This window comes from Streptomyces deccanensis, assembly GCF_022385335.1.
In the GTDB taxonomy this organism is placed as follows: Bacteria; Actinomycetota; Actinomycetes; order Streptomycetales; family Streptomycetaceae; genus Streptomyces; species Streptomyces deccanensis.
Genome location: NZ_CP092431.1, coordinates 833,381 through 856,375 on the forward strand (window position 1 = coordinate 833,381; position 22,995 = coordinate 856,375).

The window sequence follows — 22,995 nt, forward strand, 5'->3', positions numbered from 1 at the left end:
CGCACCGTTCGCCCGGCACGACCGACTTGACCGGAGTAGCCCTGCACATAATCGACTTGACCGAACACACCCGCCTGCTCGGCGAGGATTCCCCCGCCCTGAAGGAGTTGTCAGCCGAGGCCGGTCGTATCCGAGAGGGAGAGATCGCCAAGCCCGTACGCGAGATCGCGCCCCTCAGTCTGCGGGTGCACGAGCTGGCCGTGCAGTGCACGCGCCAGGTCCACGACCTGTCGGTCAGCCAGTATCCCGCGATGGAAGGCGGCGCCGAATCCCTGGCGTGCCTCGCCGGCGCCTGCGCCCAGATCTCACTCGCCGCCACACTGTGCAACCTCGCCATCCACCACCGCACCGAGATCTACCTGTACGAGGACGCCGACCCCGCACCCGCGACCAGCGACCAGCGACCAGCGACCAGCGACGATCAACTTCGCCGCACTGGTGACGAGGTGCAACCCGCCGCCACCACCTACCGTGCCGCAGCCCAGCAGTTGTCCCGCCGCCTGGCTTCCTACACGACACGCCCTGAGGTCCTGCACCACAGCTAACCCCAGGCCAGCACGAAGCGGCCGCCCACCGCAGCGCGGCGCCGCACCTAACAGCGCCCCCGAGCCGTCCTGGCCGACATCAGCACCCGGCCCGGGACGAAGCGTCCCCTCCGCAGCGAGTCGAGTCTCCGGCTGGAGCGAGGCGGCCCCGTCCCTCGGCAGACAAACCGACAACTTCATGCCTCCTGGGGCTCAGAGACGAACGGGCCTATCTCACCCCCAACGGATCCCGCCACCTGGCCGCAACCGTCGGCCGACCACGCCCTCCCCCCGGCCCGGCCGCAACCGCAGCACGCGTGACAACCCGCGGAACCGCACCGACCACACGGAACTCCATGGCTCTCACCGACCACCACGACATCTTCATCGGCTCGACCGACGACGGCTGGACCTTCGTCATCATCAACCGGCCGATCCGCAACGCCGCCCGCATCCTGACCAGCGCGGGTTTCACCGCCCGTACCCATCAGGGCCGCACGCTCTACCTCCTGCCGCCCGAGACCGTCGAGGACGCCCACGAACGCGCCGGCATCGCCGCCTACGGACTCATGGCCCACACCATGGACCTCGTCGACCTCGCCTGGACAACGCGCTATCCCAGCACCGGCGGTGCCGAGCCCGACGCGACTTTCCGATTCCACGACGGGACGGTCACCGCCACCGCCCTCACGGACCGCGCCAGCGAGGTCCTCGCCCAGAACTGCTTCGCCCCCACGAAGGCGTCGCGGGAGTACGCACTGCCTGCCGGACTGAGCGAGCGGGATGCCGTGAACGCGGTCGTCCGTGCCGAGACTCACCTCTACTCCTACGGCATCCCCGTGCGCGTCGGCCTCGGGATCCCGACCCTGCAGGACATCCCTCCCGCGCCCTCGCGCCCTGCGGCGACGCCTGCGCCGCTTCCACCGGACCAGGCCCGCCACCGCCGCCACCGCTGACCGGGCCCATCTTTCTTCCTCTTCATTTCCAGGAGCACGATGGATCAGATCGACCTGAAAGCTGAGATCGCCGAACTACGCAGGCTCGGGCACGAGTTCAAGGATCTGCGGTATCAGGTCCGCTCCCCCGCTCTTGCTCCCGGCACCGCCACGCGTGAGCGGATCACGGCGCACCTCGTCTCCGCCAAGTAGCTGGCACACCGCGCCCTCGACCGTCTCGCCGCTCTCGACGGCAGCCCGTACGCGAAGGTCCCCGGCAGCCCTCCGGCCCTGGAACTGCTCGCCGCCGTCGTCTGCGCCGCCACCACCGCCGCCTCCGACCTGGCCTGCGCACTGGTGGCCAGCCCTCTGCAGACCGCCCCGTTCCCGGGCCCGCCTGCCGACGAAGCCACCCAGCAGGCTGCACGACACAAAGAGGCGGCCCCACGGATGGCCAAGCACCTGGTGGACGCCGCAAAGCAGCTCGAACTGGGCCACACCAGTTGCCTCTACGCCGCCGCCGGCATCGCCCGGGGTCTGAAGCGGCACACCGAGCAGCCCCACGACCAACCCGGCCCGCCCACGAAGATCTCTGACAGCCAGTACGCCGTCCTCATCCGGCTGGCCGCCGGGAGCGGCACACTCCACGAGACCAGCCGATCGGGCGTGACCAAGGCCGTCGACAGGGACCGGGCCACCGTGAACATGGCCACCCTCAGCTCCCTGATCAAGCGCAGGCTCGTCGCGGTGGACACCACGACGTCCCTGTATGCGGGCCAGCGCCTCCTTGTCACCGCCCAAGGCACCCGTGCCCTCGCCACGTACAAGCCGCCCACAACGGCCCCCGGCCGAATGACGGCCGTGACGCCTCCCGCGACAGAGCGAACCACCGGACGCACGCGATGACCACCCCAAGCCCGCCCGACCCGCCGTCTCGTTCCCCGGGCTACAGCGATCCTCGGCCCTCCGCTCCTGACGAACGGTCGTTGCCCGCCTCCGGACTGTCCGCCCTCGCCCGTTCCCTGACCTGGCATCAGCGTGCCGCTCTGCGCGTTCTCGCCCGTACGCCCAGCTGGATCAGACAACGCGGCAGCGGCTCGCTCCACGCAGACACCCAGACCTCCACCCACATCGCCATCACCACGCGGCGTGCCCTGGAACGCAAGGGCCTGGCCCACCGCGACCATGCCGCCCACCCCGCCTCGGCCCTCGGTCAGCGGCTTGCACTCACCCCGCTCGGGCTGAGCGTCCTCAACCACGTCACCGGTCGCACCTTCCCGCCCTCCGCGACCCGCCTCTGGCCACCCGCGCCACCGCGGCACATCACCGCGCACCCGACCGATCAGACCCCGAGCCCGCCCCGCGCCCGCCGCCGCTGACCAGCCTGCTCGCGCGGCTCGCTCCTCAAGCCTGCCCATTTCACCAGGCCAGCCAGCCTTCGGGCCACACGTCGTCCCCCGCCGACGCCGAGCCGACGACACACGGCTGGCCCCAATCCCCCCGTCCCGGAGTCCCCGTGCTCGATCCGCCTTCTGCCACACAGGTGTTGTCGGTCTCCGCCGATGACGGCACCCCATTGGCCGTCTACCGCGACGGCGCTGCCCACCCGCAGTCCGATGGCGCGACGCTCGTGTTGGTGCACGGCGCGTCGGTCACCGCGGACCTGTGGCGCCTGCACACCCGGCACCTGACCGGGCTGGGCTTCACCGTGCTGCGCTACGACCAACGCGCACACGGACGCACCGCGCGCGGCCGTGCCCCGCTGACCGTCGAGCAGCTCGCCGACGACCTCCACCACATCCTTGGCGCTCTCGCTCCCACGGGCCCGCTGGTGCTCGCCGGCCATTCCCTGGGCGCCCTCGTCCTGCAGGAACTCGCCGCCCGGCACCCGTCGCTCCTATCCCGGATCCGGGGCATGGTGCTGCTGTCGTCCACCGCGCACGGGGCGAGCGTGCTGCCCGGCCGGAGCCCGCGCGCCATGCTGCTCGCCACCGGACGCAGCCTGACCTCCCTGACCTGCGCACACGCGCCCTGGGCAGTGGATCGCGTGCGGCGCCTGTTGCCTGACACCCACCCGTACGCCCTCACCCCACGCCCCGAGACAGGGGCGGGTGGCGGTCCGCCGCCGTGCCGCGACGGCGTACGCCACACACTCACCGCCGATCTCGCCGCACTCTGGCAGGCCCTGCGCCGCTACCGGGCCCGCCGCCTGCCCGTCCTGGAGCAGCTCGATAGGCGGCTGCTGCTGATGGCAGGCGCGGAAGACCGGCACATCCCCGCCGCCCGAACCGCGCAGCTGGCCGACCGTCTGCCCGGCGCCCGCCTGGAGATCCTGCCCCGCACCACCCACACCCTGCCCGTCCGCCACCACGCACTCATCAGCGCCCGCATCGCCCGCCTCGCTACCGGGCCGCACCCCGATGTCCGCTTCCCGAAGGACCCGTCATTTCCGAACGTCCCGCTTTCCGAGCCATTTCACTAGGCGCTGGAGTGCAGTCCAGCGCCATGCTCGCCCTGTCAGCCGAAGGCACTCTCCCGAAGGTCGAATACGCGATCTTCGCCGACACCGGCTGGGAACCGGCGGCCGTCTACGCTCACCTGGACCGCCTGGAACACGAGATAGCCGAACCCGCGGGAATTCCCGTTCTACGCGTCTCCTCAGGCAACATCCGCGAGGACGCCCTCAACCCGGACCACCGTTTCGCTTCCATGCCGCTCCACGTCCTCAACAAGGACGGCAAAGCTGGCATGACCAGGCGCCAGTGCACCGGGGAATACAAGATCAAGCCGATCAAGAAGAAGGTCCGGGAACTCCTCGGCCACCCCTACCCGCAGCGCATCCCGAAGAGCACATTCGTCGAGCAATGGGTGGGTATCTCTACGGACGAGTTCCACCGGGCCAAGGACGCCGATGTGAAGTACATGCGCAACCGGCATCCGCTCATCGAACTAGGCTGGTCGCGCACGGAATGCGTCAGCTACCTCGCGTCCATCGGGCTGGAGAATACGCCGAAATCGAGTTGCCTGGGCTGCCCGTTTCACGGAAATGCGCAATGGCGGACTATCCGTGACGGCTCCCCCGAGGAATGGGCGGACGTGGTCGCATTCGACGCGGCCATCCGTCAGGGCAACGCCCGCGCGAACGCCACCGGCAACCCGCTGCTTGGTGAGGCGTTTCTCCACCGCTCCCGTGTCCCGCTCGGCCAGGCCCCGATCGACCACGTCACTGCCGCCGAACGGGCGGCGCTGCAGCCCGAACTTATCGACACCGCAGCGGACCTTGCGGTGTTGGAGCAGGGCGTCGTCGACGGGTGTTCCCCCTGGGCGTGCCGTGGTGAAGCCGAGGTCGCGCAGGACGACTTCGGGCTGGCTACTTGAGACGGATCATCCTCGACCTGTTCGCCGGGCCCGGCGGCTGGAGCCATGCCCTTGCCGTACTCGGCGCCCGCGATGTGGGCCTGGAGTGGGACGAGTGGGCGTGCAGGACCCGGGCTGCTGCTGGGCAGTCGACGGTCCGGACGGATGTCGCCGCCTATCCGGCGTGGATCTTCTCCGGCCGTGTCCTCGGACTGATCGCCTCTCCTCCGTGCCAGGCATGGAGCATGGCGGGCAAGCGCCTCGGGCTGGTCGACCAGCCACTGGTCCATCAGGCCGTCGCCGATCTCGCGGCCGGACGCGACACCCGCGAACACCTCCTCGGCGCGTGCGCGGACGAACGCTCCCTCCTCGCCGCCGAGCCGATGCGCTACCTGCACGCCCTCAACAACGCGGGGGAGCCCGAGTGGGTGGTCATGGAGGAGGTTCCCGACGTGCTGCCGCTATGGCGACAGTATGCGGCGATCCTGCGCACCTGGGGGTTCTCGGTGTGGACCGGGATTCTCAACGCCGCCGACTACGGCGTCCCCCAAACGAGGCGGCGGGCGATCCTGATCGCCTCCCGGACCCGCACCGCCCAACCACCCGTGCCTACCCACGCCCAGGTCGCCGAGCCGGAGTCGCTGTTCGGGCCGGGCCGCGCGAGATGGGTGTCCATGGCCGAGGCCCTCGGCTGGGGCGCCACCGACCGCCCCGTCCCCACCGTATGCGCCGGCGGCGGACCCGGAGGCGGCCCCGAACCCTTCCCCTCCGGCTCCCGCAAGACCCTCGTCAATGCCCGCGACCGCGGCACCTGGACACCCCGCACCGACAAGGGCGCCCTGACGTCCCACCGGGAACAAGCAGGCTGGCCCTCACCGTACGGAGCCGGGGACAACCGGCTGGTCGAAGCGCACCGTTGGTCCTGGTCCCTTCGCAACAACAACCAGGCCAACGCCACCGTCCGCCCGATCGAGGAACCGGCCGGAACCCTGTTCTTCGGACGGCGCGCCAACGAATGCGCATGGATCGCCGAACCCGTCGGTACTACGCGAGTGGACGAAACGGGGGCCGCAACACCCGTACCCCCAGAGCCGATCCGGATCACCGCACGCGAGGCCGGCCTCCTGCAAACCTTCCCCGCCGACTACCCCTGGGCCGGCAACAAGGGCCAGCAGTTCTCGCAGATCGGCAACGCCGTCCCCCCGCTGCTCGCCGGCCACCTCCTCGCCGACCACCTGCGCGTCCTTCTCAACCCCGACGACTTCACCCTGGCAGCCTGATGCCCCCCACCCGTGACCACGCCGCGGGCGACCTCGACGATCTGCTCGACATGTATCCGCCGCACCCCGTGTACTACGCCGAGCAGGCCCTCCTGGGCGCTCTCCTCCTCGAACCCCACCGCCTCCACACCGTCGACGGGATCACGCCGGACTCGTTCTCCAACTACGCGCACGGCGCCCTGTTCGGCGCCATCCGCGCCCTGCCCGCCCCCGACCCGGACCAGCACACGCAGGACACCAACTGGCTCAACGCGGTCCTCGCCGCCGCCCGCGAGGACGCCCGCGCTCTGACCGCCTCCTACCTGCACACCCTGATCCAGGTCTGCCCGCAGCCCCGGCACGCGCAGGCGTACGCACGGATGGTCGATGCCGAACATGCCCGCCGGACTCTGCGCGCCCACGCCGAGCGCCTCGCGCTGACCGCGTCGGACGTCACGCTCCCACACCCGGTCCCCGACGCCCTTTCCAAAGCCGACGCCCTGGCCCGAGCCGTGGACGACATCGCCGCCAGGTTCCCGTCGCATTCCGGTTCCCTGCCCCGCGCCCCCGCCCCGACGGCTGTCCTAGGCAACGCCGAGGAGGCAGCCGATGAGGAGCGGCTGCTGCTCGCGGCCGCGACGGCGCACCCCGATGACGTAGAGCAGCTGCGGTGGCTGAGCTCGGACGATTTCACGCACCCCCTGCACGCTGGTCTGTGGCAGTGCCTGACTGCTCTGGCCAGGCGCCGTGCCCCCGTCGACCCGGTCACCGTAGTGTGGGAGGCCCAGCAGCGCGGCCTTCTGGCATCCGGTGCCGAACCGACCGAGCTTCTCGGGCTCCTCAAAGCGGCAGCCGGTTCCGCTGAGTACTGGGGCGAACGGATCCTCCAGCGCTCGCTCCTGGCAACCGCGCATCAGGTGGGCCTGCGCATCCAGGCATTCACCGACAACCCGGCGACCACGCCGTACCAACTCATCCTCGGCAGCCGTCGCGCCCTCGCCGACCTGTACGCCGTGCGCACCCGCTGGCAGCACGCCACAACCACCCCGCCACAACAGCAGCGGTCGGCCATCACCACCCGCGTCGGCCCGCCGACCACCACGGCCGCACACACCGCCCGGTCCACACGAGCAACCCGATAGCCCCGCACACGCCGGTGGCCGGACCCGTAGGGGCAAGCCACCAGCAGGACAGACGAGACCCCCACCGTCGACGCCCATGTCCGCCTCGACACCCACCCGACTCACCCCAGTGCCGTGCAGGCCGCCCTGACCGGCACCCAAGCCCACATCGCCCTCGTCGCTCTGGAGGCTGCCGACTGGAGCGTCGCCGCGACCAACGTCCTCGTCCTGGCCCGCATCGACCACGAAGAGCCCCACTGGGCCGACGACGCGGCGCAGCGCCTGAGGGCCAAAGGCATCACCGTCGAGCTCACCCCTCGGCTCCAGGAAGCCACCGACGAAGGATGGACCTGGCCGAACTATCCGATGCCGGCTGGGCGCACGGGTCCCGGCGACCCAAGGAGCTATGGTCCGCCTCCGACGCGCGCCACAGCCGTTTCACCTCGCACTCCGGCGTTCTGCCCGGGGTCGAGGGAGTCCGGCATCGCCGCACAGAGATCACCCTGCGCAAGTCAAACAGTAAGGGGGTGGCATCGAGGCAGCCGCTCCCGCAACGAGTACCGGCTCACCCGCAAGGGCTGGGACCTGCGGCTTGCTGACGGCGCTGAGCCAGGGGGGCGAGAGGTACGCCCTCGGCCTCGGGGGCCCGGTACAGGACGTGCACCACACCGACTGCGGCGCTCCGCTCCGCGTCGTCGTTCGAGTGCTCCGCGGACCACTCCACCCTCGCCCCCCCCGGGGAGGTACCGCCCGGCTGGGACCCAGTGCCCGCCGCCGGTCCTGAACCATCAGCCAGGACTCGCCGACCGGTGAAATGGCCTACGGTCATGATATTACGTGCGTCAGGTCATGCCTTAGGCTTGGGATGGGGCAATGTCCTCGCGGAGCGAATGGAGGAAGCTCGTGGTGCGCTACACCAAGGAGCACAAGCAGGTGACCCGGCAACGGATCATCGAGAAGTCCGGCCAGCGGTTCAAGCAGGACGGCATAGACGGCTCGGGCATCTCCACACTGATGTCGGACGCCGGGCTCACCAATGGGGCCTTCTACGCGCACTTCGCATCCAAGGACGACCTCGTCGCCCACGTCATGGCCGACCAACTGCGCACACAGGTCGCGAGCTACGACACTCTGCGGCCCGGCCGCACTGGACTGGAGGACCTCGTCCGCTCATACCTTTCGCCTGAGCACCGGGACCACCCGGGTACCGGATGCCCTTCCGCCGCCCTGCTCGACGAGATCGGCCGCTGCGGTGACGAAACCAAGCAGGCCTACACCGACGGCGCGCGGAACATCCTCGACGAGATCGCCGCCCGACTGTCGCCCGAGAACCCGCAGTCCGCGCGAGGTAAGGCCATCGGGCTCTACACCATGATGGTGGGAACGCTGCAGCTGTCCCGCGCCCTCTCCGACCGGAAGTTCGCCGACGAGGTCCTCGAGCAGGGCATCGAGAACGGCCTCGCCCTCATGCGCTGAGATCCGCGGCCAGGGCATCGCGAGCCAGAAACACATCTCGCGCATGGCGGCCCCGGACACCGGCCTGGCCAGCACCCAACCTGCGGGCAGCAAGCAGGTCGGCAACTCCGACGGGCCGCCCCAGGCGCTTGTCCAAAAGGCATCGCGACTCTGAGGCAGCTTGCTCGGCCAGGGCGTCGACCGCACTCCGCGCCCGCCCATCGTGCGAGGAACTCGAGCGCCGTCTGCACGAATTGATCGTGGAACCGGAAGATGCCGCCGTTGCCGGCGGCGGGATAGACCACCAACTCACTGCTCGGCATGCTGCGCCCGGGAGACGGTGACCTGAGCGGCCCTTCGGCCGACCCCGCTGCGGCGCACCGCGAACACACTCTGCCGACAGTGCCGCGGCCCGGCGTGACGGCCAACCGGCGCGACAGCTCACCGCCGACCGAGCAGTTGCCGACATCTCACCGCCATTGAATTACGTTCGCAATACAATGAAGGGAGCCCCCCAAAGCAGGCGACCACGACGAACGAAGGAGCGCACGGTGCGCTACAGGAAAGAGCACAAGCAGGCGACCAAGCAGCGGATCATCGAGGCGGCCGGACGCCGATTCAAACGGGACGGCATCGACGGCTCGGGCATCTCGGCCCTCATGAAGGACGCGGGGCTGACCAACGGCGCCTTCTACACACACTTCACGTCGAAGGACGACCTCGTAGCCCTCGCGGTCGCCGACCAGTTGCAGGCGCAGAACGCGACCATCGTCACACAGGCGGCACCCGGCCGCCCCGGGCTTGAGCAGATCGTCCGGTGGTACCTGTCCGCCCGGCATCGCGACAGCACCGACGACGGTTGCCCCTCTGCCGCCCTGCTCGACGAGATCCGGCGCTGCGCCGATCCGGCCAAGCAGGCCTACACGGACGGCGTACTGCTGGTCATCGACGGCATCGCCGCCCGCCTGGCACCCGACGATCCCCGCTCGGCCCGCACCACAGCACTCAGCGCCTACGCCATGATGGCCGGGACCCTCCAGCTCTCCCGAGCCCTCGCCGACAGGCGGCTCGCCGACGAACTGCTCGAACAGGGCATCCGCAACGCCTTCACCCTGCTGGGCATCGAGCACGAGCACGCCACGACTGTGACCTGATTCGCGCTCACAGAGCGCGGCATTCGCATGTGAGCTCGCACGCCGGCCGACCCAGCCCCGATGGCGAAGGTCCCGCTTGCCGCCCTCCGACTCACCACGTTAGGATTATGAACGTAATTCTATTCGTTGCCAGGATGCACAGCACCCCCGTCCGCTCGCGGACGAGATACGGAGACGACGATGAGGGCCCTCACCGTGGAACGCTACGGGGACAAGGCCGGCGTGCGGATCGGCGAAGTGCCGGACCCACAGGTGGGTGCGGACGACGTCCTGGTACGCGTGCACGCCGCGAGCATCAACCCGCTCGACCGCATGATCCGGGACGGGGAGATGAAGACGATCCTGCCGTACAAGGTCCCGTTCGTCCTGGGCAACGACCTGGCCGGAGTGGTGATCGAGGTGGGGTCGGCCGTCACGCGGTTCGCGGTGGGCGACGAGGTCTTCGCGCGGCCCGACAAGGACCGGATCGGGACGTTCGCCGAACTCATCGCGGTGCACCAGGACGACGTGGCGCTCAAGCCGGCCTCGCTGACCATGGAGGAGGCCGCGTCCCTTCCCCTGGTCGGCCTGACCTCGTGGCAGGCGCTGGTCGAGCGAGCACACATCCAGCCGGGTCAGAGGGTTCTCATCCACGCCGGTTCCGGCGGACTGGGCACCATCGCCATCCAGCTGGCGAAGCAGCTGGGCGCGCATGTGGCGACCACCGCGAGCACCGCCAACATCGACCTCGTGAAGCACCTGGGCGCGGACGTCGTCGTCGACTACAAGAAGCAGGCGTTCGAGACAGTGCTGCACGACTACGACGTCGTGCTGGACTCGCTCGGCGGCCAGACGCTTCAGAAGTCCCTGGAGGTGCTCAAGCCCGGTGGACAGGTCATCAGTGTCGCGGGTCCGCCCGACGCCGCACTCGGCAGGGAACTGGGAGCCAATCCCGTCATCCGGCTGGCGATGTCCGCACTGAGCTTCCGCATCCGACGCGCCGCCCGGCGCCGCAACGTGACGTACTCGTTCCTGTTCATGAAGGCCAGCGGCGACCAGCTGCGCGAACTCACTTCTCTCGTCGAGGCCGGCAAGATCCACCCCGTCGTCGACACCGTCTTCCCGTTCGAGTCGGCCCGAGAAGCACTGGAGTACCTCGAAGCGGGCCACGCGAAGGCGGGCAAGGTCGTCGTCAAGATGACGTGAGGGCACAAGCCCGCCAGAGCGTCAGGGCCCTCCCGCACACCGGATCGACCACACCGCCACCGTCCGCGGCGAGACAAGCACCCTGAAACCCGTTACAGAAGGACCCGGACATGAGCACACCGCAGAACTCCCCCTCCCCCTCGACGGCCTCGTACAAGAGCGCGGTGACCCGCTCCGTATCCGTTCGCGGCGAGGACTTCGCCTACCGGGAACTCGGCCCCGAGGACGGCGTACCGCTCATCTGCCTGGTTCACCTGGCCGGCGTGCTGGACAACTGGGACCCGCGCGTCGTCGACGGACTCGCCGCACGACGTCGGGTCATCACCTTCGACAACCGCGGTGTGGGCGCATCGAGCGGCTCCACACCCGACACGATCGAGGCGATGGCCCGCGACGCCGTACTGTTCATCCGGGCTCTCGGGTTCGACCAGGTCGACCTGTTCGGCCTGTCGATGGGCGGCTTCGTCGCGCAGGTCATCGCGGCCGAAGAGCCGCACCTCGTCCGCAAGGTCATCCTCGCCGGCACCGGCCCCGCCGGGGGCCCCGGCATCGACAAGGTCCCGGCCCTCACCATCCAGGCCACACTCAAGGGCGCCCTGACCCGGCAGGACCCCAAGCTCTCCCTCTTCTTCACCGACACCGCAGGCGGCCGGCAGGCCGGACGTGACTTCCTGGAACGGTTGAAGGAGCGCACGCACGACCGCGACAAGGACATCGCGCTGCCGTCGCTCCGCGCCCAGTTGAAGGCCGTCAAGCGCTGGGGCCGCCAAGCGCCGTCGGACCTGTCCGCCGTTCGCCAACCGGTCCTGGTGGCGAACGGCGAGAACGACCGGATGGTGCCCAGCCACAACACACTCGACCTGGCCGCCCGCCTCCCCCACGGCGAACTCATCCCGCTCTACCCGGACGCCGGGCACGGGGGTGTCTTCCAGCACCACGAGGACTTCGTGCCCCGGGCGCTTGCATTCCTCGAGTCCTGACTGAACTTGAGCGGCTCCGCAGGAATGGGGCCTCACGGCCATCGAGTTGGCGTTTGCCGACCAGCGGGGCACGGGCCCATCCGGTGCAGGATGGCGCCAGGCGGGCGAGGCGTCAGCTGACCGAGGTCGGCAAAAGTTCGCTGGCTGCTTCTGTTCGTTCGCGTGGTCAACTCGATGTGATGGGGCGCCGACCGGGGCGAGTTGGCCAGTGCGGAGGCATGAGCGAAGGGCACCGGTCGCTCCCGCCTGTGACTGCCACGCACAGGTTTCGGGGACGCGACCGACCAGCCAGGGCGGGGCCTCGGTGCGGCTCGGACGTGAACGATGCCAAGCGGGAACGACTGCGGGATCTGCGGCCAGCGCCGTGATGACTGGCGGGCTGCCGGAGGGCTACTGCTACCGGCAGATGATCGACAACGGAATCAAGTGGCCGTCAACGCCGCGTTCTGCCGATGAGGCACCGTCGGACGCGGCCCGCGCGCTTAACTTGCGACACCCCGCCGACCGCCACGGTGAGCGCGTCCGCCTCGTCCAGCGCCCACAGATACCGCCCGACCGATCACCCGGTGCCTGAGCACCTCTTACGTGTCCGCAAACTCACGTCGCGCCACCGGCTCGGGGGCCCGCAGCGGTTTGCTTCACTATCTGCCCGTGGGGGGAGGTGGGCTTGCGCCGGTCGGCTGCGGTCAGACTTCTGGGCTCCGTGCCGCCGGCCGGTCGCTGAGGCCGTGCGCCAGTGACGTGAGAATTTCCTTGCGACAGACATCGAGGATCTCGTCCGCCAGCGGAGAACCGTCCGGGCATGCCCGCGACAACATGATCGCGCCGACCGCATGGGCGAGCATGTCGATCATCATGGTGCGGGCCGCGCGTTGGTCCGCGTCCCCCGGTGTGTCGGCTTGCGTCCGAAGGGCGGTCAGCAGGTTCTCGATCCCCGCTGCGAACTCTCCTTTGAGGTCCGCCGGCTGACGTGCCGCGTCGCCACTGAGGGCCGCGATGGTGCATCCCTCGCCGCGCCCGTCGCGATGGTCCCGAGAGACATAGCTCTCGACGAACTCGGCGGGGCCCAGCCCTTCTGCCCGTGCCGCGGTCTGCGAGAGCCCGTTCGTAGACGCTTCGGCCATCAGGTCGGCCTTGGAGCGGAAGTGCTTGTAGAACCCGCCATGGGTGAACCCGGCGGCCGCCATCAGTTCCGCCACGCCGACACCGTCATAGCCGCGCTCGCGGAAGAGCCTGGCGGCTGTCGCGACGATGTGCGCACGGTTCTGCTCCGCCTGCGCCTTGGTCACCCGCATGTCCAGCCAGCCCTTCTCCGGTCGACGCCCGACGCCAGCATACATAGATGACGATCGACATCTAAGGGGTTGACTTTTTATATTACGAACGTCATCGTATAGCTCGTCCCCTCCAGAAAGCCGCAGACCATGAGCGATACGCATGTGACCGCATCCACCCAATACGTCGAGGTCGACGGCGACCGGTTCGCCTACCGCCGCTTCGGCAAGCCCTCCGGTGTCCCGATCCTCCTCGTCCAGCACTTCCGCGGGGGAATGGACAACTGGGACCCCCTGCTCACCGACGGCCTGGCCGAAAGCCGCGAGGTCATCCTGTTCAACGGGCGCGGCGTCGCCTCGTCATCCGGCACGCCGCGCAACCGGGTCGAGGACATGGCCGACGACATCGCCGCGGTCATCCGGGCACTGGGGCTGGAGCAGGTCGACCTGCTCGGCTTCTCCCTCGGCGGCTACCAGGCACAGGAAGTCACGCTGCGCCACCCTCAACTGGTGCGCAAGCTCCTCCTGCTCGGCACCGGCCTCCGGGGCGGGGACCCGACGAGTGACCCCAGGGTGCCTGACTACGCACTGAACCCGGTCCCCACCGTGGAGGACTTCCTCTTCCTGTTCTTCGGCCGCTCCGAGGCCGCGATCGAAGCGGGCCGGGCCTTCTGGGAGCGACGCCACCAGCGGGCCGACCAGGACCCGCCGAGCTCGCCCGCAGTCGCACAGGCGCAGTTCGAAGCATCCATGGCCTACGCGGAACCACTGCCGGGCGAGAATCCCTACGCCTACCTGAACGCGATCACCCAGCCGACGCTGGTCCTCAACGGCGAGAACGACATAATGATCGCCTCGATCAACTCCTGGCACCTCGCCCAGAACATCCCCGACGCCCAACTGCTGATCTACCCCGACGCCGGACACGGAGCGCACTTCCAGTACCCCGAGCGGTTCCTCAAGCACGCCCTCCAGTTCCTCGACGAGTAACACCTGCAGGGGCGGCGTCCACTTGGCCGGTCACAGGGTGCGTCGTATCCAGCGACAAGGTTCGATCCGGGCGAACCTGCCTGCGGTGCGGTCCATCAGACCCTCGAATGCTTCCTGCCCGTGGTCAATGTCTAGATCGGGGCCTGCGGCCACCGCATGATCGTTTGCCTTCACACATCGATGATCAGCGGTGGTCGAAGGCGATGAGGATGTCGCGGTCGCCGGTCTGCCGGCGGCCCATCCCCATGAGGCCGACGACCGCCCGGGGGAGCTGGGCCAGGCTGATGGTCGCATCGCGGACGATGTCCTCATCGGCCGGTACCAGCTGAGCGATCACCGGCACCCGATTCCCGCCGGTTGAGGCCAGCATCATCGCCCGCCGGTGGTGCACTGGACTCGTGCTACCCCGGCGCGCGATCTGCTGGTCCGCCGCCCTTCCTGGTCCGTCAGCTGGCCTATGCGGCCAGAGCACTGGCTCGAAGCGCATTCCGGGGCCGCCCCACACTTGGCCGACCTGACGGTCGCGTGATCGACATGAGGGCGAGGCGGCAAAGCGTGAAGCCCCGCTCGGCGGCATGGCGAACGCGGGTGCGGGGCTGCCACGGTGCCCTGGCAGAACGCCCGGCGCCGCGCACCGCGCGCGTCCTCCATACCCACCTCCGCCACTGGTTGTCGGATGAAACCGGGCGTCGAGAGAGAATCCGCCTGCGTCGCTCCCGGTCGATCTCAGTGACGTCGACCGCGACTTCGTCGGCAGACGGACGCGGAACGGGCAGCCGTCAAGCCACCGACGCCCGGAACGAAGAACGCCTGTTATCGGCCACTGTCCGGCAGCCATGGCCACCGTCATGCACCCCACGCACCGAGGGCGATGGGGATGCACCAGCCGACGAAGGAGGTCATGCCCGCCCCCTTCACCCCGCGGAGGCCAGCAGGCCGGTCAGAATCCGGCGCCACGTCCTGAGCCACAGTTCTACGGCTAACTGCGCCGCCGGCCTCGCAAGATCATCAAAAAATGGAACTTGACTGATGCAGTTTGCCGAAAACGCTGTTACGCTCACCCTTAGAATTACGAACATACTTCAATAATTCAGGGAGCACATCATGGCGACAGCACGGCCGGTAGCCCTCGTGACGGGCGCGTCCTCCGGCATTGGGAAAACAGCCGCCCTAGCCCTCGTCGAGGCGGGGTTCGAGGTGATCGGCACGAGCCGGAAGGCGTCCGGGGCCGTCCGCCGCGACGGCGTGACCTTCCTCGGACTCGACGTGGCCAGTGACGATTCGGTCGACGCCGCGGTCGCGGAGGTGATCGAGCGGTACGGGCGGATCGACGTCCTGGTCAACAACGCCGGGATCGGCTCCTCGGGCGCCGACGAGGAGAACTCCGTCGCCCAGGCTCAGCGCGTCTTCGACATCAACGTCTTCGGTGTGATGCGCATGACCAAGGCCGTCCTGCCGCACATGCGCGCCCAGGGTTTCGGACGGATCATCAACATCTCCTCCATCCTCGGCTTCATCCCTCAGCCCTTCATGGCCGCCTACGCGGCCTCCAAGCACGCGGTGGAGGGGTACTCCGAGTCGCTGGACCACGAGGTCCGCGAGTACGGCGTACGGGTGCTGCTCGTCGAGCCCGCCGGCACCAACACCGCCTTCGAGGCGAACGCCGTGGCGCCCGACATGCCGATGGATGTCTACGCGGAGCGGCGGCGCGTCGCCGACCAGGTGGCGGTGTCGTTCAACGACGACGGCGACTCGCCCGATGTCGTCGCCAAGGCGATCGTCGCGGCGGCCACCGACTCCAGGGCGAAGCTGCGGTACGCCGCCGGCCCGAACGCCCGGCGCATCAGCACGGCACGCCGACTCCTGCCCGCACGGGCCTTCGACCAGCAGATCCGCAAGATCAACAAGTTGGCCGGCTGACACCGGCCGACCCTGCGCCCAGCAACGAGGCATCCGCCGCGTCAGCGGTTGTCAGCGCTCCAGCGCGACATTGCCAAACCCGCAAGCCAGCGCGACCACAGACCCGCACCAGCAAGAGAAGAACGTCATGAGCACATATCTGGCAGACAAGGCCGAGAACCTCACCGTGGAGGGGCCCTCCGCAACCTTCACCTACCGGCGCATGGGCCCGCAGGGGGGAGTCCCCCTGGTCCTGCTGCACCGTTTCCGGGCGACCATCGACTGGTGGGACCCGGAGTTCCTGGACCACCTGGCCGCCGACCACGACGTGATCGTCTTCGACAACGTCGGCGTCGGCTACACCACCGGCGATCCGCGCGACTCCCTCGACGGCTTCGCCGCGGGCGTCATCGAGTTCATCGAGGCCCTCGGACTTCCCCAGGCCGACCTGCTCGGCTGGTCACTGGGCGGGTTCGTGGCACAGCGCGTGGCTCTTCACCGCCCCGAGCTGGTGCGCAAGTTCATCGTGGCGGGCAGCAGCCCGACCGCCTGGGCGCCCGGTGCACCACCCATGAGCGAGCGGGTCGTGGGCATCATGTCCAAGCCCGACGGCGGCGACGTGGAAGACATGCTCTACCTGTTCTACCCGGAGACCGACGCGGCCCGCGCCTCGGGACTCAGCCACCTCGACCACGTCTCGACCCGGCTCGCCGCCGGCGGCCCCGGCATCTCCGACGCGGCGGCAGTCGGGCAGTTCACCGCGGTCAGCAAGATCCTCGAGACCCCCTTCGAGGAGGTGGCAGCGGAACTGGAGACCGTCAAGCAACCCGTTCTGTACGCCAACGGCGTCCACGACGTCATGCTTCCGGCCTTCGCCTCCTTCGCCGCCGTCCAGCATCTCCAGAACGCCACCCTGGTCCTCTACAGCGACGCGGGCCACGCGTTCCTCTTCCAGCACGCCAAAGCCTTCACCACCCAGGTGACCGACTTCCTCGCCGCCTGAAGACGCCGCAGCGGGCGTCGACGCCGCCCGAGCAATGGAGGGCTGCGCGCCAGCGGCACACCGGATCGGCCAAGGCCCACCGGATCGGCCAAGGCCCCGCCCATCCGCGGCGGCGCCGGCCCCGCTCCATGCACAGCACCACCACGCGCCCCCGCCAGTGGGCGTGTCCCGAAGACCTGACCTCGTGGAGGTACTCACATGCTCAACCTGGCTGTCCTGCTGGAGGACACCGCGCGGGCACGCCCCGACCAGACCGCGCTGGTACTGGGCAAGGAACGGTGGACGTACGGGGAGCTCGACGCGGCGGCGAACCGCGTGGCCGCCGCCTTGGCCGCCCGTGGCATCGGGGACGGGGACCGGGTCGCCCTGAGCTGTCCCAACCTGCCGTACTTCCCGGTGGTCTACTACGGGATCCTCAAGGCGGGCGCCTGCGTCGTTCCGCTCAACACTCTCCTGACCGAGCGGGAAGTGGCCTACCACCTGCGTGACTCCCAGGCAAAGGCGTACTTCTGCTTCGAAGGCGGCGCCGAGCTGCCGATGGGCGAACGCGGACGGGCCGCCTTCGAGGCCGCACCGGACTGCGAAACCTTCGTCCTGCTCACCGAGGATCCCGGGGCGACGAGCGGATCGACGGCCGGAGAGACGCTGGCCCAGTTCACTCACGGCCACCCCGGCAAGTGGGCCACCCAGCCTGCGACGGAGACGGACACCGCGGTCGTGCTGTACACCAGCGGAACCACCGGGCAGCCCAAGGGCGCCGAACTGACCCACAGCAACCTGGTGCACAACGCCCTATTGAGCGTCCGGCTCTTCGACGCCGGGCCGCACGACGTGTACCTGGTGACCCTGCCGCTGTTCCACAGCTTCGGCCAGACCGTCCTGATGAACGCCGGTATGGCCGCGGGCGCGACGCTCGTTCTGCTGCCCCGGTTCGCCCCCGCGGACGCCCTGGCCCTGATGGAACGGGAGAACATCACCGTCTTCGCAGGCGTGCCCACCATGTACTGGGCTCTGCTCAACCACCCGGACGCGGACCACCACGACCTCGTGAAGATCGCGAACACTCTGCGGCTGGCGGTGTCCGGTGGGTCAGCGCTGCCCGTCGAGGTGCTGACCGCGTTCGAGGAGCGTTTCGGCGTCCCGGTCCTGGAGGGGTTCGGCTTGTCGGAGACCAGTCCGGTGGCCACCTTCAACCAGCTGGACCGGCCTCGCAAGCCCGGCTCGATCGGTCTCCCGGTCTGGGGTGTCCAGGTGCGCGTGGTGCGCGAGGACGGCGCCGAGGCCCCGGTCGACGAGCCCGGCGAGCTGTGGGTACGCGGACACAACGTCATGAAGGGCTACCTCGGCCGCCCGGAAGCGACCGCCGAAGTGCTGGACGCCCAGGGCTGGTTGCGCACCGGCGACATCGGCACCAGGGACGCCGACGGCTACCTCTACATCGTCGACCGCAAGAAGGACATGATCATCCGCGGCGGCTTCAACGTCTACCCGCGAGAGCTGGAAGAGGTCCTGCTCACCCACCCAGCGGTCAGTCTCTCCGCCGTGGTCGGCGTCCCCCACCCCCGTCACGGAGAGGAGGTCAAGGCGTTCGTCATTCTCAAGCCCGGCGCCGAGTTGACGGAGGACGAACTCATCGCCTGGTGCCGCCAGACCATGGCCGCACACAAGTACCCGCGCATCATCGAGTTCGCGGACACCCTGCCCATGACCGCCACGGGCAAGATCCTCAAGCGGGAGCTGACCGGCGACGCCGCCCGGCGTTGAACCGGGCGACACGCAACACGTGCGCTTGAAGCGCCTTCGGTATCCACCGCTGAACCCGGCGGCCCGCCCAGCACTCCTCACCCGAGCCTTGGCTGCCGTACGGGCATGCTCGCCCGCCTGCACCCATGGACAACTACCAAGAGAACGGCAACATCCCATGAGCCAGCCCAGCACCGTCCGCCTCGAGCGAACGATCCCGCAGATCGCCAAGATCACGTTCGCGAACCCGCCGGTGAACCTGGTGGTTCCCGAGACCCTCGTCAGGCTGCACGAGATCGTCACGGGGTTCGAGAAGGACCCCGACCTCCAGGTCGTCGTCTTCACCAGCGAGGTCCCCGACTTCTTCCTCAACCACTTCGACGCCTCCCAGGCCGCCGGAATCCCCGCCCCCGAACACGAGGGCGACAACCCGGTCTGGACCGACATGGTTCTGCGGTTGAGCAAGGCCCCGTACGTCAGCATCGCCTCCATCCGCGGCCGCACCCGCGGCGCCGGCAACGAACTGGCCCTCGCCTGCGACCTGCGCTATGCCAGCCGCGAGAAGGCGTTCTTCTCACAGCCCGAGGTAGGCATCGGCCTTGTCCCCGGCGGAGGCGGAGCCGAGCGGCTCCCCCGTCTGATCGGCCGCGACCGGGCACTCGAGGCCATTCTCGGCAGCGCCGACTACGACGCCGACCAGGCCGAGCGCTGGGGATGGGTCACCCGGACCCTGCCCGACGCCGAACTCGACGCCTTCGTCGACGCGACGGCCGCCCGCCTCGCCTCCTTCGACCGGCAGGCGCTGGCGACCGCGAAGTCCCAGGTCAACCGGGCGACACTGCCGCCGGACGCCGATCTCGCCGCCTCCTTCGTCGCGTTCGGGAACACCCTGACACAGCCCGGGTTCCTCTCGCGCGCGGCCGGAATCGGCGCGGTCGCCGCCGACAAGGGGCTCGACGTCGAGTACCGCCTCGGCGAGTACATCGGCCTGCTCAACCAGACGCCCTGATAGATGTCTCGCCGGCAGCGACATCCCGTGCTGTGCGATCAGCCACGCCGACAGAGGACGTCGCTGCCGGGGGCGGTGGTCAGTGCGCTTTTGGTCCGATGACCGTGGCCGCGCGATCCGGCGTGGCGGCGGCCGGGACGATGCGCCAAGTACCGCGCAGAGCCGGGTGATCCCGTCCTGGTTCTCCGCGGCAAGCCAGTCGGCGAAGTCGTTCACCCCGTCGGCATGTATGTCGCGGTACTCGACGCCGAGGCAGGTGTCGGTCAATGCCTGTCGGGCGGCGTCGCGTGGACCAGCTCGCTGCTCGTCTTCTCCTGAGCCTGCGTCTGTGACACACGCCCCATCAACTCTCGGCAGTTTGATGTCAGTTGGAATCCAGCTTATGCTCGACTTTAGATTATGATCATAATCTAAAGTCGGGGTCCGATCGTACGACCCCCCACAACCGGGAGCAGACATGGAACTCAAGGACGCTGTCGCAGTGGTCACCGGCGCCAACCGCGGGCTCGGACGCCATCTGGCCGCCCAACTCCTGGAGCGCGGCGCGAAGGTGTACGCGGCGGCGCGCCGCCCGGAGACGGTCGACCTGGCCGGCGTGACCCCGCTCCGTCTGGACGTGACGGACGAGGAGTCGATCCGGGCCGCAGCCCGTACCGCATCCGACGCGACACTGCTGGTGAACAATGCCGGCATCTCCACCGGGACACCTCTGATCGCCGGCGGACCGGACGCGGTGCGACTGGAGATGGAGACGAACTTCTTCGGCCCGCTCGCCGTGACTCGGGCATTCGCCCCGGTCATCGGGGACAACGGCGGTGGCGCGATACTGAACGTGCTGTCCGTGCTCTCCTGGCTGCACGTCGCCGATCACGGGTCGTACTCGGCGGCCAAGTCAGCCGCATGGGCGCTGACCAATGCGACCCGGGAGGAGCTGGCGCCTCGCGGTATCACCGTGTCGGCGCTGCACGTCGGCTACATGGACACCGACATGGCCGCCGTCATCACAGGCGAGCAGAAGGCCGACCCCGCCGACGTCGCGGCCCAGGCCCTGGCGGGCATCGAGAAGGGCTTGCCTGAAATCCTCGCCGACGAGATCACACAGCACGTCAAGCAGGGCCTGGCCGCAGCATGAGGCCTCGCAGTCAGCACCGTTACGCGGTGCCCTCTTGGGTTCCTGCTTCATCGGCCCCTGCCACCCAACAAGGATGGTCTGACGAGGTCTCCACGGGCTTGGCGTCCCGCCAGTCCTGCGCTAAATCCGCCAACCACGTTGCGGGCAAGGCGACTTTAGCAGTGGCGCTGCGCCCCTCCGGGCCGCTTGGGTGAGGATGCTTACACCTCCCCCCCTTCAGGGTGGAGGTGTGAGCAAGTGTCTGGCGGCGGGACGGACTGAGCTCCCGGCCGGTTTCGGACCAGAACCGGAGACGGCCATCGGGGCTTTGTGGCGGAGCGGCGTGGCAGCACTGCCTTCGCCGTTTCACATGCCGCCAGCCACCATTCCGTGCCGCTCCTCGGCTTCCCCCGCCCGTCCTTCCGCTTCCGCAGGCCGGCCGGGCCCGCGACAGCCTGCTCGCGAGCTCGGCGTAAAGGCGTAAGGGCGAGAAGACGGCGAAGAACTGCCTGACCGCGGCCTTGGGCCATCACTTCCGCACGAGATGCCGAGCACCGTCCCGTCCGGGTCGACGGCCCGCCGCAGATACTGCCGCAGCGAATCGGCGTACCGCTGCCCGAACGTCGCACGCCAGCGCCGGCTGGTCTCATAGGAGACGGTCACGCCGCGCTCAAGCGCGGCCTCGCGCAAGCTGAGGGGGAAGCGGACGATCACTCTCCACCATGATCACCCCGGAGAGCATCCCACCCCACTCAGCCCGCGTGACAGCGCCTGTCCCGGTCGTACGGACGGCCGGCTCGCGGTCGCGTCACGCGGCCACTCGCGCCGATCGCCCCGGCCGAGGCCCTACGGTGTCGCGGTGGATCGGTGTGTGTGAGCCGCTCAGCGGAAGACCTGTGCCGCCGTGGCGGGTGGCGACGATCTCGGCAGCGATGGACAGGGCGGTCTCCTCGGGCGTGCGGGCGCCGAGGTCGAGGCCGATCGGTGAGTGCAGGCGGGTCAGTTCGACTTCGGTGAGGCCCGCTTCCCGGAGTCTGCGGTCGCGGTCGGCGTGGGTGCGGCGGGAGCCCATCGCGCCGATGTAGGCGGCTGGCAGCCGCAGGGCCGTCTCCAGCAGGGGTACATCGAACTTGGCGTCGTGGGTGAGGACGCACACCACCGTCCGTTCATCGGTCTCGGTTCGGTGCAGGTAGCGGTGCGGCCAGTCGACCACGATCTCGTCAGCCTCGGGAAAGCGCGTCCGGCTGGCGAAGACGGGCCGGGCGTCGCACACCGTGACGTGGTAACCGAGGAACTTGCCCATGCGCACCAGCGCTGCCGCGAAGTCGATGGCGCCGAAGACGAGCATGCGCGGCGGCGGCACGCTCGACTCGACGAACACGGTCAGGTCCGGCTCGCAGTGGGAGCCGTCCTGCGCAAGGTCGAACGTGCCGGTGCGGCCGGCATCCAGCAGCGAGCGAGTTTCGTCGGCGACGGCGCGGCCCAGATCCGGGTGCCCGCCGAGTTCGCCTTCGTACGAGCCGTCCTGGCGGACCGCCAGCGCCTGTCCGAGGAGCTTCACGGGGCCCTGGACCACGCGGGCGAGTGCCACCGCCTCACCCCGGGCGGTGGCCGACAGCGCCGTCCGGAACGCCTTCCTGCCCAGTCCGTCGGCGGGCACCGGGGTGACCAGGATGTCGAGGACGCCGCCGCAGGTCAGGCCGACGGCGAAGGCGTCCTCGTCGCTGTAGCCGAACCGCTCGCGCACCGCCTTGCCGTCGGCGAGCGCCTGGGTACACAGGTCGTAGACGGCGCCTTCGACACAGCCACCGGAGACCGAGCCGATGGCCGTCCCGTCTGCGTCGACGGCGAGCGCGGCGCCCGGCCCACGTGGAGCGCTGCCGCTGACGGCCACGACCGTGGCCACGGCGAAGTCGCGGCCTTCCGCGAGCCACCGGTTCAGCTCGCCGGCGATGTCCAGCATGGGGATACTTTCCTGTCGTCCTGGTTGTACGCG

The 22,995-nt window shown here is 69.2% G+C and carries 22 protein-coding genes and 1 pseudogene; 19 read left to right on the forward strand and 4 right to left on the reverse strand.

Features of this window, described 5'->3' with window-relative positions:
* Window positions 1-56: 56 nt before the first annotated feature.
* From L3078_RS03925 to L3078_RS03985, 13 genes are all read left to right on the forward strand, one after another.
* A complete protein-coding gene (locus L3078_RS03925) occupies window positions 57-545 on the forward strand; it encodes a hypothetical protein (protein WP_239750699.1) in 489 nt (162 codons plus the stop codon).
* 335 nt (window positions 546-880) lie between these two features.
* On the forward strand, window positions 881-1,480 hold the full coding sequence (locus L3078_RS03930) for a hypothetical protein (RefSeq protein WP_239750701.1): 600 nt from the start codon (window positions 881-883) through the stop codon (window positions 1,478-1,480).
* Between the two features lie 39 nt (window positions 1,481-1,519).
* Entirely contained in the window at window positions 1,520-1,672 is a 153-nt protein-coding gene (locus tag L3078_RS03935) for a hypothetical protein (RefSeq protein ID WP_239750702.1), read from the forward strand.
* 237 nt (window positions 1,673-1,909) lie between these two features.
* Complete coding sequence (locus L3078_RS03940; RefSeq protein WP_239750707.1) at window positions 1,910-2,365, forward strand: hypothetical protein; 456 nt, start codon at window positions 1,910-1,912, stop codon at window positions 2,363-2,365.
* An 80-nt stretch (window positions 2,366-2,445) separates the two neighbouring features.
* Entirely contained in the window at window positions 2,446-2,838 is a 393-nt protein-coding gene (locus tag L3078_RS03945) for a hypothetical protein (RefSeq protein WP_239750709.1), read from the forward strand.
* A gap of 137 nt (window positions 2,839-2,975) precedes the next feature.
* Window positions 2,976-3,941, forward strand: a complete 966-nt coding sequence (locus tag L3078_RS03950; protein ID WP_239750711.1) for an alpha/beta fold hydrolase — start codon at window positions 2,976-2,978, stop codon at window positions 3,939-3,941.
* 23 nt (window positions 3,942-3,964) lie between these two features.
* Window positions 3,965-4,837 (forward strand): adenine nucleotide alpha hydrolase family protein, encoded by an 873-nt coding sequence (locus tag L3078_RS03955; RefSeq protein ID WP_239760198.1) that lies wholly within the window; start codon window positions 3,965-3,967, stop codon window positions 4,835-4,837.
* Between the two features lie 5 nt (window positions 4,838-4,842).
* The gene (locus L3078_RS03960; RefSeq protein ID WP_239760199.1) at window positions 4,843-6,096 is read left to right on the forward strand and encodes a DNA cytosine methyltransferase; all 1,254 of its coding nucleotides are present in this window, start codon (window positions 4,843-4,845) and stop codon (window positions 6,094-6,096) included.
* The gene (locus tag L3078_RS03965; RefSeq protein WP_239750714.1) at window positions 6,096-7,217 is read left to right on the forward strand and encodes a DnaB-like helicase N-terminal domain-containing protein; all 1,122 of its coding nucleotides are present in this window, start codon (window positions 6,096-6,098) and stop codon (window positions 7,215-7,217) included. Before L3078_RS03960 ends, L3078_RS03965 begins: the two co-directional genes overlap by 1 nt.
* Window positions 7,218-8,099: 882 nt before the next feature.
* On the forward strand, window positions 8,100-8,672 hold the full coding sequence (locus L3078_RS03970) for a TetR/AcrR family transcriptional regulator (protein ID WP_239750716.1): 573 nt from the start codon (window positions 8,100-8,102) through the stop codon (window positions 8,670-8,672).
* A 530-nt stretch (window positions 8,673-9,202) separates the two neighbouring features.
* Window positions 9,203-9,805 (forward strand): TetR/AcrR family transcriptional regulator, encoded by a 603-nt coding sequence (locus L3078_RS03975; RefSeq protein ID WP_239750718.1) that lies wholly within the window; start codon window positions 9,203-9,205, stop codon window positions 9,803-9,805.
* A 180-nt stretch (window positions 9,806-9,985) separates the two neighbouring features.
* Window positions 9,986-10,990 (forward strand): NADP-dependent oxidoreductase, encoded by a 1,005-nt coding sequence (locus L3078_RS03980; protein WP_239750720.1) that lies wholly within the window; start codon window positions 9,986-9,988, stop codon window positions 10,988-10,990.
* A 110-nt stretch (window positions 10,991-11,100) separates the two neighbouring features.
* Complete coding sequence (locus L3078_RS03985; protein WP_239750722.1) at window positions 11,101-11,970, forward strand: alpha/beta fold hydrolase; 870 nt, start codon at window positions 11,101-11,103, stop codon at window positions 11,968-11,970.
* 686 nt (window positions 11,971-12,656) lie between these two features.
* On the opposite strand, the gene L3078_RS03990 is transcribed toward L3078_RS03985, so the two are convergent.
* Entirely contained in the window at window positions 12,657-13,265 is a 609-nt protein-coding gene (locus tag L3078_RS03990; protein WP_239750724.1) for a TetR/AcrR family transcriptional regulator, read from the reverse strand.
* Window positions 13,266-13,394: 129 nt separating this feature from the next.
* On the opposite strand from L3078_RS03990, the gene L3078_RS03995 reads away from it, so the two are divergent.
* Window positions 13,395-14,234 (forward strand): alpha/beta fold hydrolase, encoded by an 840-nt coding sequence (locus L3078_RS03995; protein WP_239750725.1) that lies wholly within the window; start codon window positions 13,395-13,397, stop codon window positions 14,232-14,234.
* A gap of 184 nt (window positions 14,235-14,418) precedes the next feature.
* On the opposite strand, the gene L3078_RS44890 is transcribed toward L3078_RS03995, so the two are convergent.
* Window positions 14,419-14,571 carry a hypothetical protein gene (locus tag L3078_RS44890; protein ID WP_239760752.1) on the reverse strand — a complete coding sequence of 51 codons (153 nt, stop codon included), beginning with the start codon at window positions 14,569-14,571 and terminating at the stop codon, window positions 14,419-14,421.
* 767 nt (window positions 14,572-15,338) lie between these two features.
* Here L3078_RS44890 and L3078_RS04005 point away from each other — a divergent pair.
* The 5 genes from L3078_RS04005 to L3078_RS04025 all read left to right on the forward strand — a co-directional run bounded on the left by L3078_RS04005 (window position 15,339) and on the right by L3078_RS04025 (window position 21,020).
* Window positions 15,339-16,154 (forward strand): oxidoreductase, encoded by an 816-nt coding sequence (locus L3078_RS04005; RefSeq protein ID WP_239750728.1) that lies wholly within the window; start codon window positions 15,339-15,341, stop codon window positions 16,152-16,154.
* A 127-nt stretch (window positions 16,155-16,281) separates the two neighbouring features.
* Window positions 16,282-17,136, forward strand: coding sequence for an alpha/beta fold hydrolase (locus L3078_RS04010; protein ID WP_239750731.1), 855 nt, complete (start codon window positions 16,282-16,284; stop codon window positions 17,134-17,136).
* 198 nt (window positions 17,137-17,334) lie between these two features.
* Window positions 17,335-18,900: a long-chain-fatty-acid--CoA ligase gene (locus tag L3078_RS04015; RefSeq protein ID WP_239750733.1), complete on the forward strand. Its 1,566-nt coding sequence runs from the start codon at window positions 17,335-17,337 to the stop codon at window positions 18,898-18,900.
* 157 nt (window positions 18,901-19,057) lie between these two features.
* Window positions 19,058-19,888 carry an enoyl-CoA hydratase/isomerase family protein gene (locus tag L3078_RS04020; protein WP_239750734.1) on the forward strand — a complete coding sequence of 277 codons (831 nt, stop codon included), beginning with the start codon at window positions 19,058-19,060 and terminating at the stop codon, window positions 19,886-19,888.
* 457 nt (window positions 19,889-20,345) lie between these two features.
* Window positions 20,346-21,020 (forward strand): SDR family oxidoreductase, encoded by a 675-nt coding sequence (locus L3078_RS04025; protein WP_239750737.1) that lies wholly within the window; start codon window positions 20,346-20,348, stop codon window positions 21,018-21,020.
* Window positions 21,021-21,542: 522 nt separating this feature from the next.
* Here the strand turns inward: L3078_RS04025 and L3078_RS04030 are convergent.
* Window positions 21,543-21,704 (reverse strand): annotated as a pseudogene (locus L3078_RS04030) (IS6 family transposase); the annotation flags it as partial.
* A 103-nt stretch (window positions 21,705-21,807) separates the two neighbouring features.
* Window positions 21,808-22,962, reverse strand: coding sequence for an XdhC family protein (locus L3078_RS04035; protein WP_239750739.1), 1,155 nt, complete (start codon window positions 22,960-22,962; stop codon window positions 21,808-21,810).
* Between the last annotated feature and the right edge of the window lie 33 nt (window positions 22,963-22,995).

What these genes read in the sequence shown, in the direction of transcription:
- L3078_RS03930 (WP_239750701.1), top strand. Translation starts at nt 881, where the DNA reads ATGGCTCTCACCGACCACCACGACATCTTCATCGGCTCGACCGACGAC.
- L3078_RS03935 (WP_239750702.1), top strand. Translation starts at nt 1,520, where the DNA reads ATGGATCAGATCGACCTGAAAGCTGAGATCGCCGAACTACGCAGGCTC.
- L3078_RS03940 (WP_239750707.1), top strand. Translation starts at nt 1,910, where the DNA reads ATGGCCAAGCACCTGGTGGACGCCGCAAAGCAGCTCGAACTGGGCCAC.
- L3078_RS03955 (WP_239760198.1), top strand. Translation starts at nt 3,965, where the DNA reads ATGCTCGCCCTGTCAGCCGAAGGCACTCTCCCGAAGGTCGAATACGCG.
- L3078_RS03965 (WP_239750714.1), top strand. Translation starts at nt 6,096, where the DNA reads ATGCCCCCCACCCGTGACCACGCCGCGGGCGACCTCGACGATCTGCTC.
- L3078_RS03980 (WP_239750720.1), top strand. Translation starts at nt 9,986, where the DNA reads ATGAGGGCCCTCACCGTGGAACGCTACGGGGACAAGGCCGGCGTGCGG.
- L3078_RS03985 (WP_239750722.1), top strand. Translation starts at nt 11,101, where the DNA reads ATGAGCACACCGCAGAACTCCCCCTCCCCCTCGACGGCCTCGTACAAG.
- L3078_RS03990 (WP_239750724.1), bottom strand. Translation starts at nt 13,265, where the DNA reads ATGCGGGTGACCAAGGCGCAGGCGGAGCAGAACCGTGCGCACATCGTC.
- L3078_RS03995 (WP_239750725.1), top strand. Translation starts at nt 13,395, where the DNA reads ATGAGCGATACGCATGTGACCGCATCCACCCAATACGTCGAGGTCGAC.
- L3078_RS04005 (WP_239750728.1), top strand. Translation starts at nt 15,339, where the DNA reads ATGGCGACAGCACGGCCGGTAGCCCTCGTGACGGGCGCGTCCTCCGGC.
- L3078_RS04010 (WP_239750731.1), top strand. Translation starts at nt 16,282, where the DNA reads ATGAGCACATATCTGGCAGACAAGGCCGAGAACCTCACCGTGGAGGGG.
- L3078_RS04015 (WP_239750733.1), top strand. Translation starts at nt 17,335, where the DNA reads ATGCTCAACCTGGCTGTCCTGCTGGAGGACACCGCGCGGGCACGCCCC.
- L3078_RS04020 (WP_239750734.1), top strand. Translation starts at nt 19,058, where the DNA reads ATGAGCCAGCCCAGCACCGTCCGCCTCGAGCGAACGATCCCGCAGATC.
- L3078_RS04025 (WP_239750737.1), top strand. Translation starts at nt 20,346, where the DNA reads ATGGAACTCAAGGACGCTGTCGCAGTGGTCACCGGCGCCAACCGCGGG.
- L3078_RS04035 (WP_239750739.1), bottom strand. Translation starts at nt 22,962, where the DNA reads ATGCTGGACATCGCCGGCGAGCTGAACCGGTGGCTCGCGGAAGGCCGC.